This window comes from Saccharopolyspora indica (assembly GCF_027853965.1).
Lineage (GTDB): Bacteria > Actinomycetota > Actinomycetes > Mycobacteriales > Pseudonocardiaceae > Saccharopolyspora > Saccharopolyspora indica.
Map to the genome: position 1 here is coordinate 95,289 of NZ_JAQGLB010000006.1, position 18,591 is coordinate 113,879.

At 70.9% G+C, this 18,591-nt stretch carries 17 protein-coding genes and 1 pseudogene; 7 read left to right on the forward strand and 11 right to left on the reverse strand.

What is annotated here, in order from left to right:
• Positions 1–24: 24 nt before the first annotated feature.
• Both OU416_RS15570 and OU416_RS15575 read right to left on the reverse strand, forming a co-directional pair.
• Positions 25–1,170, reverse strand: a complete 1,146-nt coding sequence (locus OU416_RS15570) for an LCP family protein (protein WP_270927675.1) — start codon at positions 1,168–1,170, stop codon at positions 25–27.
• A gap of 177 nt (positions 1,171–1,347) precedes the next feature.
• Positions 1,348–2,604 carry an aspartate aminotransferase family protein gene (locus OU416_RS15575; RefSeq protein ID WP_270927676.1) on the reverse strand — a complete coding sequence of 419 codons (1,257 nt, stop codon included), beginning with the start codon at positions 2,602–2,604 and terminating at the stop codon, positions 1,348–1,350.
• Between the two features lie 109 nt (positions 2,605–2,713).
• On the opposite strand from OU416_RS15575, the gene OU416_RS15580 reads away from it, so the two are divergent.
• Positions 2,714–4,195 (forward strand): NAD-dependent succinate-semialdehyde dehydrogenase, encoded by a 1,482-nt coding sequence (locus OU416_RS15580; protein ID WP_270927677.1) that lies wholly within the window; start codon positions 2,714–2,716, stop codon positions 4,193–4,195.
• Positions 4,196–4,270: 75 nt separating this feature from the next.
• Here OU416_RS15580 and OU416_RS15585 read toward each other — a convergent pair whose 3' ends face one another.
• The 4 genes from OU416_RS15585 to OU416_RS15600 all read right to left on the reverse strand — a co-directional run bounded on the left by OU416_RS15585 (position 4,271) and on the right by OU416_RS15600 (position 7,137).
• Positions 4,271–4,963 carry a GntR family transcriptional regulator gene (locus tag OU416_RS15585; protein WP_270927678.1) on the reverse strand — a complete coding sequence of 231 codons (693 nt, stop codon included), beginning with the start codon at positions 4,961–4,963 and terminating at the stop codon, positions 4,271–4,273.
• 14 nt (positions 4,964–4,977) lie between these two features.
• Entirely contained in the window at positions 4,978–5,727 is a 750-nt protein-coding gene (locus OU416_RS15590; protein ID WP_456300277.1) for a maleate cis-trans isomerase family protein, read from the reverse strand.
• Between the two features lie 143 nt (positions 5,728–5,870).
• Complete coding sequence (locus tag OU416_RS15595) at positions 5,871–6,629, reverse strand: maleate cis-trans isomerase family protein (protein ID WP_270927680.1); 759 nt, start codon at positions 6,627–6,629, stop codon at positions 5,871–5,873.
• Positions 6,630–6,642: 13 nt separating this feature from the next.
• Entirely contained in the window at positions 6,643–7,137 is a 495-nt protein-coding gene (locus OU416_RS15600; protein ID WP_093353239.1) for a DUF3830 family protein, read from the reverse strand.
• A 260-nt stretch (positions 7,138–7,397) separates the two neighbouring features.
• On the opposite strand from OU416_RS15600, the gene OU416_RS15605 reads away from it, so the two are divergent.
• Together OU416_RS15605 and OU416_RS15610 are read left to right on the forward strand one after the other, a co-directional pair.
• Entirely contained in the window at positions 7,398–8,375 is a 978-nt protein-coding gene (locus OU416_RS15605; protein ID WP_270927681.1) for a D-2-hydroxyacid dehydrogenase, read from the forward strand.
• 1 nt (position 8,376) lies between these two features.
• Positions 8,377–9,780, forward strand: coding sequence for an amidase (locus tag OU416_RS15610; RefSeq protein ID WP_270927682.1), 1,404 nt, complete (start codon positions 8,377–8,379; stop codon positions 9,778–9,780).
• A gap of 299 nt (positions 9,781–10,079) precedes the next feature.
• On the opposite strand, the gene OU416_RS15615 is transcribed toward OU416_RS15610, so the two are convergent.
• Both OU416_RS15615 and OU416_RS15620 read right to left on the reverse strand, forming a co-directional pair.
• Positions 10,080–10,340 (reverse strand): hypothetical protein, encoded by a 261-nt coding sequence (locus OU416_RS15615; protein WP_270927683.1) that lies wholly within the window; start codon positions 10,338–10,340, stop codon positions 10,080–10,082.
• A 292-nt stretch (positions 10,341–10,632) separates the two neighbouring features.
• On the reverse strand, positions 10,633–11,634 hold the full coding sequence (locus tag OU416_RS15620) for a YeiH family protein (protein WP_270927684.1): 1,002 nt from the start codon (positions 11,632–11,634) through the stop codon (positions 10,633–10,635).
• Between the two features lie 137 nt (positions 11,635–11,771).
• On the opposite strand from OU416_RS15620, the gene OU416_RS15625 reads away from it, so the two are divergent.
• Positions 11,772–12,707, forward strand: a complete 936-nt coding sequence (locus OU416_RS15625) for a LysR family transcriptional regulator (protein ID WP_270927685.1) — start codon at positions 11,772–11,774, stop codon at positions 12,705–12,707.
• Here OU416_RS15625 and OU416_RS15630 read toward each other — a convergent pair.
• Both OU416_RS15630 and OU416_RS15635 read right to left on the reverse strand, forming a co-directional pair.
• A pseudogene (locus OU416_RS15630) lies at positions 12,673–14,113 on the reverse strand (aldehyde dehydrogenase family protein). The gene OU416_RS15625 and the pseudogene OU416_RS15630 overlap by 35 nt on opposite strands.
• Before the next feature lie 99 nt (positions 14,114–14,212).
• Complete coding sequence (locus tag OU416_RS15635) at positions 14,213–15,484, reverse strand: MFS transporter (protein ID WP_270927686.1); 1,272 nt, start codon at positions 15,482–15,484, stop codon at positions 14,213–14,215.
• Positions 15,485–15,554: 70 nt separating this feature from the next.
• On the opposite strand from OU416_RS15635, the gene OU416_RS15640 reads away from it, so the two are divergent.
• From OU416_RS15640 to OU416_RS15650, 3 genes are all read left to right on the forward strand, one after another.
• A complete protein-coding gene (locus tag OU416_RS15640; RefSeq protein WP_270927687.1) occupies positions 15,555–16,256 on the forward strand; it encodes a GntR family transcriptional regulator in 702 nt (233 codons plus the stop codon).
• A 131-nt stretch (positions 16,257–16,387) separates the two neighbouring features.
• Complete coding sequence (locus OU416_RS15645; protein ID WP_270927688.1) at positions 16,388–17,212, forward strand: helix-turn-helix domain-containing protein; 825 nt, start codon at positions 16,388–16,390, stop codon at positions 17,210–17,212.
• 4 nt (positions 17,213–17,216) lie between these two features.
• A complete protein-coding gene (locus OU416_RS15650) occupies positions 17,217–17,600 on the forward strand; it encodes a VOC family protein (protein WP_270927689.1) in 384 nt (127 codons plus the stop codon).
• A 55-nt stretch (positions 17,601–17,655) separates the two neighbouring features.
• On the opposite strand, the gene OU416_RS15655 is transcribed toward OU416_RS15650, so the two are convergent.
• Positions 17,656–18,525 (reverse strand): AraC family transcriptional regulator, encoded by an 870-nt coding sequence (locus tag OU416_RS15655; RefSeq protein ID WP_270927690.1) that lies wholly within the window; start codon positions 18,523–18,525, stop codon positions 17,656–17,658.
• Positions 18,526–18,591 lie beyond the last annotated feature (66 nt).

The window sequence follows — 18,591 nt, forward strand, 5'->3', positions numbered from 1 at the left end:
GGGGCGGCCCGCATCGTGTCGGGGTCACTTCTCCAGCAGGTCCGGTGGGATCGGCCGGTCGTTGGCGATCGCGTCGAACATGCGGGAGGCGCCGTCGGAGTCCCAGATGATGACCGAGCCGCCGTTGGCGTCGCGGCCGAAGCGGCCGAAGGGCACGCTGGTGGTCACCCCTTCGCCGCCGCTGATGTCGCCCAGCGCCAGCGCCAGCGACGCCAGGTGCCACAGGTGGTCGCCGTCGTCGACCAGGAACGTCTTGCTCGCGCCCGAGGCCAGCGGGAACAGCCGGAACGGGTTGATCAGGGTGGTCGGGGTGGTGGCCTGCTTGACCAGGGCGCCCAGCAGCTTGCGCTGGTTCTCGGCGCGTTCGAGGTCGCCGCCTGCCAGGGAGTAGCGGGCCCGCACGAAGCCCAGCGCGTTGCGCCCGTCCAGCGTCTGGCAGCCCTGCGGCAGGTCGATGTCGGCCTTCTCGTCCTTCATCGGCTTGTCCAGGCACATCTCGACCCCGCCGACGGCGTCGACGAGGTCGGCGAACCCGCCGAAGCCGATCTCGGCGTAGTGGTCGATGTGCACTCCGGTGGCCTGCTCGACGGTCTGGGCGAGCAGTTGCGGGCCGCCGAAGGCGAAGGCCGAGTTGAGCTTGGTCTTGCCGTGGCCGGGGATGGAGACGTAGGAGTCCCGCGGCAGGCTGATCATGGCCGGCTGCCCGCCGCCGCTGGGGATGTGCACCAGCATCATGCTGTCGGTGCGGCGCCCGCCCGCGTCACCGGCGGAGAGCTCTTCGCGGCGGGCGTCGTCGAGGCCTTCGCGGCTGTCGGATCCGACCAGCAGCCAGTTGGTGCCGGAGGAGTCCGGGGCCGGGCCCTCGAAGTCCAGGGCCGCGGTGCGCTGCAGGGTGCTGTCGAAGTAGATCACCAGGCCGCCCAGCAGCACCAGCAGCACCAGTGCGGTGATGCCGATGCGCCGGCCCCAGCGCTTCTTGCGGCGTGGCCCGCGGGGCGGCGGTCGGTCATCGTCCACCGGCGGCCGGTGGCCGCCGCGCGGGGGCGGCGGACGACGCCCTGGCGGTGGCGGTGGTCCGTCCGGGCCGCGGGAGCCGCGGTAGTAGTCGTAACCGCCGCCTTGGGGCCTGCGGCCTCTCGGCTGTCGACCAGCCGACCAGTCGTCGCTCATGCTCACACCTGCGTAGGTTCCAATGCGGGTGCGTCCCGCACGCGTCGATCGTCGGCGTGCAGCATTCCAGACGACCGGGCCGCGTACAGCCCCTGCTATCGAACGGTGACCAGGTGCGTTCGTTTCGGCTGGTGGTGGGTGCGAGGCCCAGATCACACCCACCACCGGTACCGCTGGTCAGCCGGTCACCGCCGCCTCGACGGCCTCGCCCCACAGCCGGAGGGCTTCGTCGATCTGGTCGCCGGTGACGATCAGCGGCGGGATCATGCGCACCACGTTGCCGTGCGGGCCGCAGGTCAGCAGCAGCAGGCCGCGCTCGGCCGCGGCGGCGTGCGCGCGGGCCGCGGTCGCGGCGTCCGGGGTGCCGTCGGCTGCGGTGAACTCGTTGGCCACCATCAGCCCGAGCCCGCGGACCTCGCCGATGAGCGGCTGGCCCGCGGCGATGGCGCGCAGTCCGTCGCGCAGCCGCTGGCCCTGCTCGGCGGCGTTGTCGACGAGCTTCTCGTCGCGCACCACATCGAGGGTGGCGATCGCGGCGGCGGCGGCCACCGCGTTGCCGCCGTAGGTGCCGCCCTGCGAGCCCGGCCAGGCTTGGCTCATCAGCGCCTCGGGCGCGGCGATGGCCGAGATCGGGAAGCCGCTGGCCAGGCCTTTGGCGGTGATGAGGATGTCGGGGCGGATGCCGGCGTGGTCGTGGCCCCAGAACCGGCCGGTGCGCCCGACGCCGGTCTGCACCTCGTCGACGATGAGCAGGATGCCGTGCCGGTCGGCGCGCTCGCGCAGGCCGGTGAGGAACTCCGGTGGTGCCGGCAGGTAGCCGCCTTCGCCGAGGACCGGTTCGACGATGATCGCCGCGGTGTCGCGCGGGGCGCTGGTGGTGACCAGGAGCTGGTCGAACTCGGCCAGGGCGAAGCGGACGGCCTCGGCTTCGGCGCAGCGGTGCCGGTAGGGCTCGGGGAACGGGGTGAACACCACGCCGGGCATCATCGGGCCGATCCCGGCGCGCACCTTGGTGCCGGAGGTGGTCAGCGCGCCGGCGCCCATGGTGCGGCCGTGGAAGCCGCCCTGCAGGGCCACGATGTTCTGCCTGCCGGTGGCCTGCCGCGCCAGCCGCACCGCGGCCTCGACCGCTTCGCTGCCGGAGTTGACGTAGAACAGCCGGTCCAGGCCGGCCGGCAGCACTTCGCCGAGCCGGTCGGTCAGCTCGAGCAGCGGGCGGTGCATGACTGTCGTGTACTGGCCGTGGATGAGGGTGGCGACCTGGCGCTGCGCGGCTTCGACCACGCGCGGGTGGCAGTGGCCGGTGCTGGTGACGCCGATGCCGGCGGTGAAGTCCAGGTATCGCCGGTCCTGCTCGTCGTAGAGGTAGATCCCTTCGCCGCGGGCGGCCAGGACCGGCGTGGCCTGCTTGAGTGCCGGCGAGAGCTCAGCCATGATCGACTCCAAGCGTTGTGAAAATGTAGGATTGTCGACAATCTCGCGTGTCATGCAACCATCACGGAGCGTCGCTGTCCACCGTCCGAGCCGGAAGGGTTCGCCTGCCATGACCATTTCAGTCCACCAGCACCCCCGAGAGGCCACCGTCGTCGACGCCGCACCCAAGCAGCTGTTCATCGGCGGCGCGTGGCGCCCGGCCACCGGCGAGCGCAGCTACGAGGTGGAAGACCCCTCCACCGGCCGGGCGCTGTGCTCGGTGGCCGACGCCTCCCCCGACGACGGCCTGGCCGCGCTGGCCGCCGCCTCCGAAGCGCAGGAGAGCTGGGCCAAGCACCCGCCCCGCGAGCGCGGGGAGATCCTGCGCCGCGCCTACGAGCTGATCATGTCCCGGCACGAGGACCTGGCGCTGCTGATGACCCTGGAGATGGGCAAGCCGCTGACCGAGTCGCGCGGCGAGATCACCTACGCCGCGGAGTTCTTCCGCTGGTTCGCCGAGGAGGCGGTGCGCATCGGCGGTGACTACGCGGTGGCGCCCAACGGTTCGGGCCGGTTCCTGGTGATGCGCCAGCCGGTGGGCCCGGCGCTGCTGATCACCCCGTGGAACTTCCCGATGGCGATGGGCACCCGCAAGATCGGCCCGGCCATCGCCGCCGGCTGCACCTCGGTGATCAAACCGGCCCACCAGACGCCGCTGTCGATGCTGGCGCTGGCCGGGATCCTGCAGGAGGCCGGGCTGCCCGACGGGGTGCTCAACGTGGTCACCTCGCGCAGCGCGGGCCGGCTGATGGAACCGATGATCCGCGACGGCCGGGCCCGCAAGCTGTCGTTCACCGGTTCGACCGCGGTGGGCCGCAAGCTCATCGAGCAGTCCGCCGAGCAGGTGCTGCGGGTGTCGATGGAGCTGGGCGGCAACGCCCCGTTCCTCGTGTTCGCCGACGCCGATCTCGACGCCGCCGTCGAGGGCGCGATGCTGGCCAAGATGCGCAACGGCGGCGAGGCCTGCACCGCGGCCAACCGGTTCTACGTGCACGCCGAGGTCGCCGGGGAGTTCTCCCGCCGGCTGGCCGAGCGGATGTCCGGGCTGCGGGTGGGCCGCGGTGTCAGCGAAGAGGTGCAGGTGGGGCCGCTGATCGACGACACCCAGCTGGGCAAGGTGCGCGACCTGGTGGCCGATGCGGTGCAGCAGGGCGCCGAGGTCGTCACCGGCGGTTCGGTCGCCGACGGTGACGGCTACTTCTACCGGCCCACGGTGCTCTCCGGGGTGCCGCTGCAGGCGCGGATGAGCCGGGAGGAGATCTTCGGGCCGGTCGCACCGATCACCACCTTCACCGACGAACAGGAGGTCATCGCCCAGGCCAACGACACCGAGTACGGCCTGGTCAGCTACCTCTACACCCGTGATCTGCAGCGCGCGCTGCGGGTGTCGGAAGCGCTGGAGAGCGGCATGGTCGGCCTCAACCAGGGCATCGTGTCCAACCCGGCGGCCCCCTTCGGCGGCGTCAAGCACTCGGGGCTGGGCCGGGAAGGCGGCAAGGTCGGCATCGAGGAGTTCCTGGAGACCAAGTACATCGCCGTCGGCGGCCTGTGACGCTTCACGGCGCGGCCTCGGCGACTCCTGCGAGGAGTCGCCGAGGCCGCGCCGTGAGCCCGGAGGCGCTCGTGATCAGCCGGCCATAGAACCGTTGAGGCGCTCCAGCGCGTCGGTCATGTGGGCCTGCAGGCGGGCCAGCAGCAGTTCCTCGTCGCCCGCCTCGATCGCGTCCACCAGGCCCTTGTGCTCGTCGACCAGCGCCTGCACGTCGGCGTGGTACTTGTCCTGCAGAGCGGTCAGGCACATCCGCTTCTCCACCAGCAGGGTCTGCGCCATGCGCTGCAGCCGGGCGCTGCCGGAGACCCGCACCAGGGTTTCGTGGAACTCCTGGTCGGCATCGGCGAGCTCGATCGGGTCGCCCTTGCCCGCGGCGGCGACCATCCGGCTCTGGGCCGCGGTCAGCTCGGCCACCGCCTCCACCCGGTGATGGCGCACGATCTGCTCGCACGCGGCGCGCTCGACGGCCAGCCGCGCCAGGTAGATGTCCTGGACGTCGGCGGTGTCGAGGTCCATCACGAACAACCCGCGGTGCGGCTCGCTGCGCAGCAGCCCTTCGGCGACCAGCCGCTGCATCGCCTCCCGCAGCGGCCCCCGGCTCACGCCCAGCCGGGCGGCCAGCTCGGCCTCGCCCAGCTGGCTGCCCGGCGGCAGCGACCCGTACATGATCGCCGCGCGCAGCTGGTCGGCCACGATCGCGGCGGTCGACTTGCGCTGCACCGGCTCTAACTCACCCGGCTGCTGGTTCTGCTCGTCGGTCCCGAGCACCTGACACCATCTCCTCAATCCGGGGAGCCACTGCGCTCCCCGCCTGTTCCGCTGCGGAACAGCTCTCCCAATCCGTCGCGCGCCTGCTGCGCACCGGCCAGCCGCAACGCCTCCCAGGCGCTGACCTGGTTGGCGGTGAGCACCGGTTTGCCGAGCTGCTCCTCCAGCTCCTCCAGCCACGCCGCGGTGTGCAGCGCGGTGTCCGGCATCAGCAGCGCATCGGCCCGGTCGTCGTCGTTGGCCGCGGCGAAGGCCAGCACCTCCTCGCGCCCCAGCGTGCCGACCTCGGCGGCGGTGATGATGCCCCGGCTGGACAACCGCACCACCTCCAGCCCGTCGGCCTGCAAGAACTCCACGAACTTCGCGGCCACGTCGGCCGGGTAGGTCGCGGCCACCGCGACCCGCCGCAGCCCCAGCCGCGCCGCGGCGCGCACGAACGCGAAGGACGTGCTGGAGGTGGGCAGGCCGGTGACGGCCTGCAGCTTCTCCACCTGCTCCCGCGCGCCCTGCCTGCCGAAGACGAAGCTGCCCGAGGTGCACGCCCAGATCACCGACTGCACGTCGTGGGCCAGCAGCTCGCGGGCACCGTCGGCCAGCACCTGCTCGGAGCCGATGTCCAGCAGCGCGTCGACGCGGTGGGCGTCCTCGCGCATCAGGGTGTGCACCAGCGGCAGGCGCACGTCGTCGCCGAGCAGGCGTTGCAGGGTCGGGTAGTCGTCTTCGGCGCTGTAGCCGGGGTAGAGAATTCCTGCGGTGTGCGGCACCGGGTGCTCCATCCTCGCTCGACGTCGGACTGCCACCGCCGCGTACCTTCAGGCGACCGGTCGATTGTTGACAATGTTATCGCACGGTTCGCGGCGGCCTGGTGCTCGTAATCGGATCTTGCGCTTTTCGAAGCCGGGCCGCGCTACGCCGCAGGCTCCTCCAGGGCCTGCAGCAGCCGCTGCTGGGAGGCCACCGCCTGCAGCCCCATCGAGCGCAGCGCGGCCCAGAGGGTGACCTGGTTGGCGGTCAGCACCGGTTTGCCCAGCTCCTGCTCCAGCGGGCCGATGATGTCGTAGGTGGGCAGGTTGGTGCAGCTGACGAACATCGCCTCGGCCTCCGGGCGGTCGGCCGAACGCACGATCTCCACCACCTGCCGGTAGTCGACCTTCCAGATCTGGCCGAGCAGCCCCAGCCCGACGCTGGCCACCACCTCGATGCCGTACTCGTCGAGGAACTCGCGCAGCCGGTCGGTCACGGCGGCCACGTACGGCGTGGCCACCGCGATCCGGTCGATGCCCAGCAGCTGCAACGCCTGCACCAGCGCACCCGAGGCGGTCACCGCCGCCGGGGCACCGGCCTGCAGCATCACCTCGACCAGCCGGCGCTCCCCGGTGGCACCGTTGACGAAGCTGCCCGAGGTGCAGGCGTAGGCCACCACCTCCGGCTCGGGGACCAGCAGGTCGCGGGTCGCCCCGTGCACCGCCGCCTCGTCGGAGACCAGGTTGGCCTGCTCGACGGTCACCGGTACCGGCACGAACGCGGTGCGCGTGAGGTACAGCGACACCTCCCCCGGCGCCCACCGCCACAGCTCGCGGTCCAGCGCCAGGTCGAACGGAGCGATCACGCCCACGCCGCGCTGCGGCTGCGGGCCCGGCACCGCCCCGAGGAAGTCAGGCGGCATGGCGGCGCTCCCGTCAACTCTCGTAGCGGTCGTAGCGCAGGGTTTCGCCGACGCTGCCCGAGCGCCACACGTCGTGGCAGGCCTCGGCCATCCGGTCCAGGCCCTCGACGATGGTGGCGTAGACGTTGCCCGGCACCCAGCCGACATCACCGTTGAGCAGCAGGTTGTTGCGGCCGTAGAAGATCGCCAGGTCGATCACCCCGGGCAGCGCCTCGATGCCCTTCTCCTCCTTGAAGGCGCGGTCGAGCATGCCGCCGGGGAAGGAGAAGTAGACGACGTCGCCCGGGATCGGGGTGACGGTGGGGTTCTCCTGGCCGGGTTCGTCCGCGGCGAAGCGCGGCACCATCGTGTAGATCTCGTTGCGGGCGTACTTGGCGTGGTGCACCGGCCCGACCTGCGGGAGCGCTTGCCACACCGCCTCGCAGGTCCGGGGGGCGTCCTTGTCCAGCAGCTCGGCCACACAGGACACACCGCGCTTCTCCAGCGTGATCGACAGGTACCTGGGCATCGGGATCTCCCGTTCGCAAGGAGTGGGGACGTTGACTCATCTCCTCCGGACCCGCGCGCCCCGGGGCCGGGCGGGAATCACCTCGTCCGTCGAGGGTACCCGTGGATTGTTGACAATCCTACGAGCGCTTCCTAGCGTGTCAATGCCTCCGGCCGAGTGTGTTTTCCCAGGCCTGCGGCGGGAAAAGCCACCCCCGCCGCGCCACGCCCGCGACGCCGCGCAACCACCACCCGGACCCACGAGCACCTAAGGTCGGCCACATGATCAACCGCACGCCCACCGTCGTGCTCCTGCACGACGGCACCCCGCCCGCCGAGCTCGAGCGCATCGGGGCCAGCGCCGAACTCCGCTACGCCCAAGCCCACGAGCTGCCCACCGCGGTGGCCGGCGCGGACGTGCTGCTGGTCTGGGCCTTCCGCTCCGAGGCCATCGCCGACGCCTGGCCGCACGCTGAATCGCTGCGATGGGTGCACGCCTGCAGCGCCGGGGTGGACCGGCTGCTGTTCCCCGCCCTGCGCGAGTCCGACGTCGTGCTGACCAACTCCCGCGGCGTCTTCGACGGCCCCATGGCCGAATACGTCCTGGGCACCGTGCTCACCTTCGCCAAGGACATGCACACCACGCTGCGGCTGCAGGACCGCAAGCAGTGGCAGCACCGCGTCACCGAACGCATCGCGGGCAAATCCGCGCTCATCGTGGGCACCGGACCGATCGGCCGCGCCATCGCCGGACAGCTCACCGCCGCGGGCCTGCGCGTCGCCGGCGCCGGCCGCACCGCGCGCTCCGGCGATCCCGACTTCGGCGACGTGCACGCCTCCGCCGATCTCGCCCACCTCATCGGCGCCTTCGACTACGTGGTGCTGGCCGCACCGCTGACCGAGCAGACCAAGGGCCTCATCGACGCCGACGTCCTCGCCCGCTGCCGCCCCACCGCCCGCCTGATCAACGTCGGCCGCGGCGAACTCGTCGTCGAACCCGACCTCATCGCCGCACTGCGCGCCGGGCAGCTGGCCGGGGCCGCGCTCGACGTCTTCGACACCGAGCCGCTGCCCGCCGACTCGCCGCTGTGGGAGATGCCGAACGTGCTGGTCTCCCCGCACATGTCCGGCGACACCGCCGGCTGGGTCGACGAGCTCGTCGACCTGTTCCTCACCAACCTGCGCGCCTACACCGAAGGCGCGCCGCTGACCAACGTCGTGGACAAGCAGCGCGGATACATCAGCGGAACGGAGAACTGACTTGGCCGACACCCAGCCCGCCGACCTCACCGCTCCCGAGCTGCTCGCCGCCTACGCAAGCGGCGAGCTGTCCCCGGTGGAGGCCACCGAGGCCGTCCTGCAGCGCATCACCGAAGCCGACCCCGCCGTCAACGCCTACTGCCTCGTCGACGGCGAACGCGCGCTGCAGCAGGCCCGCGCCTCCGAACAGCGCTGGCAGCGCGGCCAACCCGAGGGACGGCTGGACGGGGTGCCGACCTCGATCAAGGACATCTTCCTCACCCGGGACTGGCCGACGCTGCGCGGCTCGCGCACCATCGACCCGCACCAGCGCTGGGACGCCGACGCGCCCTCCGTGGCCCGCCTGCGGGAGCACAACGCGGTCTTCGTCGGCAAGACCACCACCCCGGAACTGGCGTGGAAGGGCGTCACCGACAGCCCGCTGACCGGCATCACCCGCAACCCGTGGGACCCCACCCGCACCGCGGGCGGCTCCAGCGGCGGAGCGGCCGCGGCCGTCGCACTGGGCATGGCGCCGCTGGCCATCGGCACCGACGGCGGCGGCTCCGTGCGCATCCCCGCCTCCTTCTGCGGCATCGTCGCGCTCAAAGCGACCTACGGCCGCATCCCCCACTACCCCGCCAGCCCCTACGGCACGCTCGCCCACGCCGGACCGATGACCACCACCGTCACCGAGACCGCGCTGATGCTCGACGTGCTCTCCGAGCCCGACGTCCGCGACTGGTCCGCGCTGGAACCACCCACCACGTCCTTCACCGACGGTCTGGACGCCGGCGTGCGCGGGCTGCGCATCGCCGTCAGCCTCGACCTCGGATTCGGCACCGACGTGCACCCCGAGATCGCCCGCGCCGTCACCAACGCCGCGCGGACCTTCGAAGAACTCGGCGCCGCGGTGGAAGAAACCGACCCGCCGGGCATCAGCGACCCCGTCACCGACTTCCACGTCCTGTGGTTCTCCGGCGCCGCCAAGTCCACCGAGCACCTCACCACCGAACAACGCAACCTGCTCGACCCCGGACTGCACGAGATCTGCCGGCAGGGCCTGACCTACTCCGCCCAGGACTACCTGGAAGCCACCAACACCCGCATGCTCCTCGGCCAGCGCATGGGCGCCTTCCACCAGACCTACGACCTGCTGCTGACCCCGACCGTGCCCATCCCGGCGTTCGAAGCAGGCCACGAAGCACCCCCCGGCTCGGCCGGGCAGCGCTGGACCAGCTGGACCCCGCTGACCTACCCCTTCAACATGACCCAGCAACCGGCCGCCAGCATCCCCTGCGGCCACACCACCGAAGGCCTGCCCATCGGCCTGCAGATCATCGGTCCCCGCCACGCCGACGCCACCGTCCTGCGCGCCGCCCGAGCCTTCGAACAAGCCCGCCCCTGGACCCGCGCTCCCCGCTGAGCAATGACGAAACCCGGAAATCGCCGCTAATTCACCACACCGGCCACCGGACATGACGAATGGCCACCATCCGCCGACGAGAAATGGAAAGCACGCTTTCCATAACCCGGGCGGACGGTGGCGCGGCGATCAACCCCAGCCACCAGCGGACGCAAATTAAGGAACACCCTCGCAGGCGAACTGGAAATGCTGCTTCAGCTCGCGATTCCGCAGAGCTGTTTCCCACGCGACGAGAGAACGTGCCGACCGGCCGTGCAGCCGGTCGGCACACTTCTCAGAGCCGAATCTCCGAACCCAGGTCAGTTGCCTGCGAAGGACGAAGCGTCGCCGCCCTGTCCCAAGCCGCCGCTGCCCGCGGAGGCGTTGCCGCCGTCACCGCTGGACAGAGCGCTGATACCACTGGCGAGGTTCACACCGACGCCGCCGTTGCCGCCGGCACCGCTGCCGCCGTAAGCCCCTGAGGACGCGTGGTCGCCCCCACCGGCGAAGGCGGGCGAGCCGATGGCCAGCGCCGCGGCGCAAGCAGCGGTGACACCGATAAGGCGAAGCGAAGTGCGCATTGCTTGAACTCCCATCCACGTTGTGATCGTCACCGAATCGGCACCAGCTGTCCCGGAGTTCCGGAATCCGGGGGCCACCGACCGGCAGGACCCACGTTGCATCACTGCAACCCCGCCCGCTTTGGCTGCCACACCAAAGGGAATCACGACCACTCGCGCGAGCGATCACGCGGCATCTCCGGACAGTTTCCGCAGGCAAGGTGAAACGCGCTCAAAACCCTTTCCCCCACACCCCACTAAGATCAACAATTAGCCATTGTTCAAAATGGTTTTCGCACCAACCTGGACCTGCTCAAGCCAATGACAACATAGCGGCAATCCCGACAGCGGTGACCAGGACCGTCGAACAGGCACCCAGCGCGAAGGCCTTCGGACCGTTGCGCAGCAACGCCCTGATCCGCACGCTGAAACCGAGCGCGAACAACGCACCCGCCAGCAACAACGTCGTCAGCTGCTTGGCCACATCCAGCACCACCACCGGCAGCACACCAGTGCTGCGCAACGCCACCGCCAGCAGAAAACCCAGCACGAACAGCGGCATGACCGGCGGACGCGGCCCCGCCCCAGCGCTGCGGCGCCGCTCCAGCAAACTCACCACCGCCACCACCGGCGCCAGCAGCACCACCCGGCTCAGCTTGACCACCACCGCGATCGCCACCGCCGCCGCACCCACCGGCGACGCCGCCGCCACCACCTGAGCCACCTCGTGCACGCTGCCCCCGGCGATCCTCCCCGCCTCCTCCGCCGACAACCCCCACGCCGAGAACAACACCGGCAAACCCAGCATCGACACCGTGCCGAACACCGTCACCATCGCCACGCTCGTGGCCACATCCTCATCATCGCGCTCCACCACCCCCTCCACCGCCGCCACCGCAGAAGCACCACAAATCGAGAACCCCGTCGCCACCAACAACGACAAACCCCGCGACACACCCAACAACCGCCCCAGCAGCACCGTGCCCGCAAACGTCACCACCACCACCAGCAGCACCGCCACCACCGTGCCCGCACCCAACCCCAGCACCTGCCCCACCGACAACTGCAACCCCAGCAACACCACACCAGAACGCAACAACTTCTTCGCCGACCACGCCACACCCGCACGCGCCGCCACCGGAAACCCCGGCACATTGCCCGCCACCACACCCAGCACCACCGCCACCGTCAACGCACTCACCGCAGGCACCACACCCGCGACCGCCATCGACACCACGACCGCCGCCACCGTCACCGCCAGCCCCGGCCACAACACCGCAAAACCCGCCCGCGCACCGCTCACCGTCTTCGTCACGACCACCAGACTCGCCGCAACCAGCGCCCCGCAGTAGCCACGAACCGCACAGGACGTCATAACCTCACGGAATGCCCGAACAGCACCACAACCCCATCCACCGCGGAAACACCCCCACAACCACCTACCCTGACGACATGACCCCGCCCGACACCGAATCGCTGCGCCTGCTCGTCGGCGTCGCCGACCTCGGCAGCATCGGCGCCGCCGCGGCCGAACTCCAGATCAGCCAACCCGCCGCCAGCAAACGACTCAGCCGCCTCGAACGACAACTCGGCCTGCCCCTGCTCCAACGCACCCGCCAGGGCTGCACCCTCACCCCCGCCGGAACCATGGTCCGCGACTGGGCCCGCCAAGTCCTCGCCCACATCGACGGCCTCATGAGCGGCGTCCGCGCCCTCCGCGCCCAGCAGAAAGCCACCCTGCGCGTCGCCGCCAGCATGACCATCGCCGAATACCTCGTCCCCCGCTGGCTCAGCCAACTCCGCACCGCACTACCCGACGTCCACCTCGAACTCGACGTCACCAACTCCGCCGCCGTCGCCGAAGCCGTCCGCCACGACAACGCCGACATCGGCTTCATCGAAACCCCGCAACCACCCGACGGCGTCTCCGTCCGCTACGTCACCCGCGACCACATGATCGTCGTCGCCCCACCCGGACACCCCTGGACCCGCCTGCGCCGCCCACTGACCCCCACCGAACTCGCCGCCACCCCGCTCATCGTCCGCGAACACGGCTCCGGCACCCGCGAAACCCTGCACCGCGCCCTCACCGACACCGGCACCGAACCCGTCACCCCACTGCTCGAACTCCGCTCCACCACCGCAGTCCGCAACTCCGTCGTCGCAGGCGCAGGACCCGCCGCCCTCAGCGTCCTGGCCGTGGCCACCGACCTCGCCGAACACCGCCTCGTCGAAATCCCCGTCACCGACCTCGACCTGCGCCGCCCCCTGCACGCCGTCTGGCGAGCCGGACTCCGCCTCACCGGCTCCGCCGCCGCCCTGCTCGCCATCGCCACCCGCGACCAGCAGCAGATCAGCCCTCCTCCCACGCCGACATCACGTGCTTGATCCGGCTGTACTCCGCCAACCCGTAACGCCCGAAATCCCGCGCCGAAGCCGAATGCTTGAACCCGCTGTGCGGCATCTCCGCCACCAGCGGATGGTGCGCGTTCACCCACACCGTGCCCGCCTGCAAACCACGCGACACCCGCATCGCCCGCCCGTGATCACGCGTCCACACACTCGCCGCCAACCCATAACGCACCCCGTTGGCCAGCTCCACCGCCTCCCGCTCACCCTCGAAGCGCTGCACCGTCACCACCGGCCCCAACACCTCGTTCTGCACCAGCTCATCGTCCTGCACCACACCGGCCACCACCGTCGCCTCGTGGAAGAACCCCCGCTCACCCCGACGACCACCACCCACCAGCACCCGCGCATGCGCGGGCAACCGCGCCAAATGCGCCTGCACCAGCTCCAGCTGACCAAGACTGTTCAACGGCCCGAACGCCGCATCCGGATCCTGCGGCGGCCCCGGCCGCATCACCCCGGCCCACCGCACCAACTCCGCCACCAGCTCCTCGTACACCCCCGCACCCACCAGCACCCGGCTCGCCGCCGTGCAGCTCTGCCCCGCATTGCCGAACGCCGCCACCGCGATCCCCCGCGCCGCCCGCCCCACATCCGCATCCTCGAACACCACCGCAGGCGCCTTACCACCCAACTGCAGGTGCACGCGCTTGAGATCAGCAGCCGCCGAACCCGCCACCTCCATCCCCGACCGCACCGTCCCCCGTGATCGAGAACATCCCCGGCACCTCGTGCGCCACCATCGCCCGGCCGCTGTCCCGATCACCGCAGATCAAGTTCAGCACCCCCGCCGGCAACCGCTCACCCGCGATCTCCACCAGCAACGCCGAACTCACCGGCGTCGTCTCCGCCGGCTTGAGCACCACCGCGTTGCCCGCCGCCAACGCCGGAGCCAACTTCGCCACCGCCAGCAACAACGGATGCGTCCACGACGTCACCTGCGCGCACACCCCGATCGGCTCACGCCGCGAGAACGACGTCAGCCCCGGCTCGTACTCACCACCCGAACCGTCCTCCTGCACCCGCGCCGCCCCCGCGTAGAAGCGAATCAGATCCACCGCCCGCGGCAGCTCCTCGTCACGCACCACCGACCACGGCTTGCCGGTGTTGCGGCACTCCGCCAGCACCAGCTCCTCCGCGCGCTCCTCCACCGCATCGGCCACCTCCAGCAGCACCTGCTGCCGCTGCCGCGGCGTGCTCTGCGACCACGACCCGAAGGCCTCGGCCGCCACCGACATCACCGCGTCCACGTCCATCCAGCGGGTCAGCGGACTGGTGCCGTACTCCTCACCGGTGCTCGGATCCACCAGCGGCAACGTCTCCCCCGCCAGCGTCCCCACCGGCTCGCCGCCGACGTAGTTGTGCAGTTCCAGCGCCGCGGTCAACAACAACCTCCATCGCTGGGCCGACCGCCCACGGCCGACCGGGTCCGCCGCCCGACCCTAACCGCACCACCGCGCCCGTGGGGAGTGCGACACCGCGCGCTACCGCCGCTCCCGCAACCACCACTGCGCCGCGGTACCCACCGCCAGCAGCACCAGCACCGGCGCGAACGCCCACCGGTAGGCCTGCGCCGCAGGCAGGAACGACACGAACTGCAGCACTCCGCCCACCAGCAGCTGGATCAGCACCGCCGCGCTGAAACCACCCATGTTGACCACACCCGAAGCGGTCCCCGACCGGTGCTCGGCATTGGCCATCCGCGCCCCGTCGAAGGCCAGCATCGCCGCACCACCACCGACACCGATGATCACCAGCGCCACCACCAGCACCGGCATCGGCAGCACACCCGGCCAGCCCACCAGCAGCGCCCACACCGCCACCACCGCGCACGACAACCCCAGGCCGAACCGGTCGCGGCGCACCGGGTTGCCGGAGATGAACTGCCCCGAGAACCAGGAACCCGCGATGAAACCGACCACGCTGATCAGCAGCAACGACCCGACCTCGGCCTGACCGTGCCCCTGCGACTCGGTCAGCCACGGCCCGCCCCACAACGTCGTCACCGCGACGAACTGCGCCATCAGCACGAAGTGCACCCAGAAGGAGTGCTTGGTGCCCCGCTGCGCGATGACGTGCCGCAGCGTGTGCGCGATCCGCTCCGGCTCCGGGGCCGGAGCGCTGGAGACCACGGCGTGATCCGGCCGGTCGCGGATCGCCAGCGCCGCGACCACCGCCAGGCCCGCGGTCAGCACCGCAGCGCCGGCGAAGGTGGGCACCCAGCCGATGCTGTGCAGCGCCAGCCCCAGCGGCAGCGTGGACACGATCTGCCCCAGCCCACCGGCCAGGCCGGTGATCGCCGCGACCTTGCCGAACTTGTGCGGCGGGAACCAGTGCGCGGCCAGCCGCAGCACGTTGGTGAACATGAACGCGTCACCGAAACCGATCAGCATCCGACCGGCGATGCCGCCGACGATCGACCCGCTCACCGCGAACACCGCCGATCCCGCGGCCAGCGCCACCATGCCGCCGGTGATCACCTTCCGCGGCCCCAGCCGGTCGGCCAGCAGCCCGGACGGCACCTGCAGCGCCAGGTAGATGCCCAGCTGCAGGGCCGAGAACAGCGACAGCATCGCCGGACCGATCGCGAATCGCTGCAACGCCTCCGGCGCGGCGACGCCCAGGCTCGCTCGGTGGAACAGTGCCGCGCAGTAGCAGATCGCGCCGATCCCCCACACCAGCCACGCCGTGCGCGTGGAAGTGCTGTGATCGGCCCGCCTGCGAGCGGGGTGCGGGGCCGTGGCCGTGCCGGACAACTCGGAACTCCTCTCCCGGAAAAACTTGTATCCACCATAGATACAAGTTGGGTGGAAGTACGATGACCTCGTGTCGAGCGCAACACCACGCGAAACCGTGTCCTCCACCACTCCCGAGGCGCCCGCCGCCGACCGCGCCTACCAGCACGTCAAGGCCGGCCTCCTGGACGGCAGCTACCCGGACGGCGAACTGCTCTCCGAAGGCGAAGTGGCCGGTGCCCTGCAGATGTCCCGCACACCGGTGCGCGAGGCCTTCCTGCGCCTGCAGACCGAGGGGTTCCTGCGGCTCTACCCGAAACGCGGCGCACTGGTCGTACCGGTCACCGCACCCGAAGCGCGCGCGGTGGTGGAAGCCCGCCTGGCCCTGGAGAGCTTCGCCATCGACAAGCTCGCCGCGCAGGGCCCGGACGCCATGACCGCCGTCGGCGACGAGCTGGCCGCACACCCGGCCTGCGACACCGCCGAGCTCAGCGACGCAGACATGCACGAAGCCGACCGCGCCTTCCACGCCACGCTGGTCGCCGCCGCCGGGAACTCCGTGGTCGCCGACCTCTACAACGCCCTGCGCGACAAGCAGATGCGCATCACCGCCACCGCCCGCACCCACACCGCCCGACCTCGCATCACCCACCAGCACGCCCAGCTCGCGGCAGCACTGCGGGACGGCGACGCGGACCTGGCCAAAGCCCGGTTGCGCGAGCACCTGCTCGGCACCGTCCGCGCCTTCGGCATCGCCGGCGGCCCCTACCTCGACCCGGACTCCGAGCTCTGAAGCTGTCTTTCGACGGTCGCAGTGGTCGACGTGCGGGTTGGAAGTTTAATTTCATTCAGCACTGAAATGACCGACACTACAAAACTGCGTTCCCGGCGACGCATGTCGGCGGGAACGCCTAACCTCTGGTCGTGGCTCCGTCGCAGTACGTCCAGACAACCCCGCCACCCCGCCTGCGGGCGCTGATCAGCGACATCAGCGGATACCGGGTGCACTCCGCGCCCGGCGTGCACCACGGCATGCCCTCCGCCAGCCTGACCGTGATCATCACGCTGGCCGAGACCGTGGACGTCACCTTCGACACCGGCCACCAGGTGTCCTGCACAACGCTGGTCGGCGGGCTGCACCGCAAACCCGCGCAGATCGAGCACGGCGGGTTCCAGCACGGCATCCAGCTCGGCCTCACCCCGCTCGGCGCACGAGCACTGCTGGGCGTGCCCGCGGGCGAACTCGCCGACACCGGCACCCACCTGGAAGACCTGCTCGGCCCGGCCGCCGCGGAGCTCACCGAAAGACTGCGAGCGGCCAGCACCTGGAGCCAGCGCTTCGAGCTGCTCTGCGACACGCTCCACCGGCTCGCCGCCCCGGTGTCCCTGCCCTCCCCCGAACTGGACTGGGCCTGGCGGCGGATGACCGACACCGACGGGCACATCCCCATCGCGGAACTCGCCGGCGAAGTCGGCTGGAGCCGCCAGCACCTCGGCGCCCGGTTCCGCCGCGAGTTCGGCCCCTCCCCCAAGCTCCTCGGCCGCGTGCTGCGCTTCCAAGCCGCCCGCCGACGGCTCGTCACCGGGCGGTCGAACGGCCTGGCCGACCTCGCGGCCGACTGCGGCTACACCGACCAGGCCCACTTCAACCGCGACTGGCGGGAGTTCGCCGGGACGACCCCATCGCGGTGGATCGCCGAAGAACTTCCATTCGTCCAAGGCGCGCAGCACCTCGGCACCGCATCCTGAGGCCATGACGACGACCGGAATCTGGCCCCTGATCCCCTACGCCGACAAGAAGGCGGGCATCCGCTTCCTGGTCGAGGCGTTCGGCTTCGAAGAAACCCTGATCGTGCCCGGCGACAACGGCGAGATCGTGCACGCCGAACTCCGCTGGCCGCACGGCGGCGGCATCATGCTCGGCACCTGCGACCCGGAAAGCCCGTTCGCCCAGCAGAAGGGCTCCGCGAGCAACTACGTGGTCACCGACGACATCGACGCGCTCTACGAACGCGCACTGGCCGCGGGCGCCGAATCGGTCTACGCACCCCACGACCAGGACTACGGCTCACGCGACTTCGTGGTGCGCGACCCCGAAGGCAACCTCTGGAGCTTCGGCACCTACGCGGGAAGCTGAGGAGCTCGTCCGCGCCCGGCCCACCTCACCGCCGGAGGTTGACCGGGCCGGGCGTTCACGCCGGTTCGACGGGCAGCCACAGCTCGCAGGTCGCGGTGCTGAAGTCAGCCGCGCGCTCGAGGACTGCAACGATCGAAGGGCCCGGCCGCAGCCGCCACGGGTTGGACGGGAACCACTCGGTGGCGGTCGCGGCCCAAGCGTCCTGCAGGGCCTGCGGATGGGGCCCGGAGGTGCGGAAGACCGCCCACCTGCCGGCCGGTACCTCGATCACGTCGAGGTCACCGGGAGCCGGAGTGCTCCGGGAAACAGCGACCCCGTGCAAGTAGGTCAGCTCGCTGCCCTCGGTGCCATCGGGATCGAGGGAATCGCAGACCTGCAGCAGGCCTCCCGGTTCGGCGTCCCCGAGGGCCTTCAGCCGCGCGTGCTCCTCCTGCGGCAGCGCGGCGATGTGCCGCTGGATGTGCGGGTTGACGCCCCGGTGGATGAGCGGAACCCGGGCTGCGTGCCCGGCGAGCCGGAAGGCGGGGCGGTCGACGATGCGGGTGTCCATGGGGATGCTCCCTTCGACGGTCAGGCGGAACCTGAGCTGCGGTTGTGCGCGAAGGGGACCTCCATCGCGGCGCACGTCGCCGGGACGGACACCGTGGACCGCCCGGAACGCCCGCCCGAACGCCTCCGCCGACCCGTACCCGTGCCGGACGGCGACGCCGAGCAGATCGTCCTCGCCCCGGACGAGGTCGGCGGCGGCGACGGTCATGCGACGCCGCCGCACGTACTCCGACAGCGGCATGCCTGCCAACGACGAGAACATCCGGCGCAGGTGGTGCTCGGTCGTGCCGAGGGTTCTGGCCGCCGCGGCCACGTCGAACTCCTCGGTGAGGTGTTCCTCGACGAGATCGACGAGCCGGTTGAGCGCCGAGATCATGCGGTCCCCCTTCCACATCAACCCTGCCGGAACCCACCCCGGCCGCGCCCGACCATCGCGGTCCGA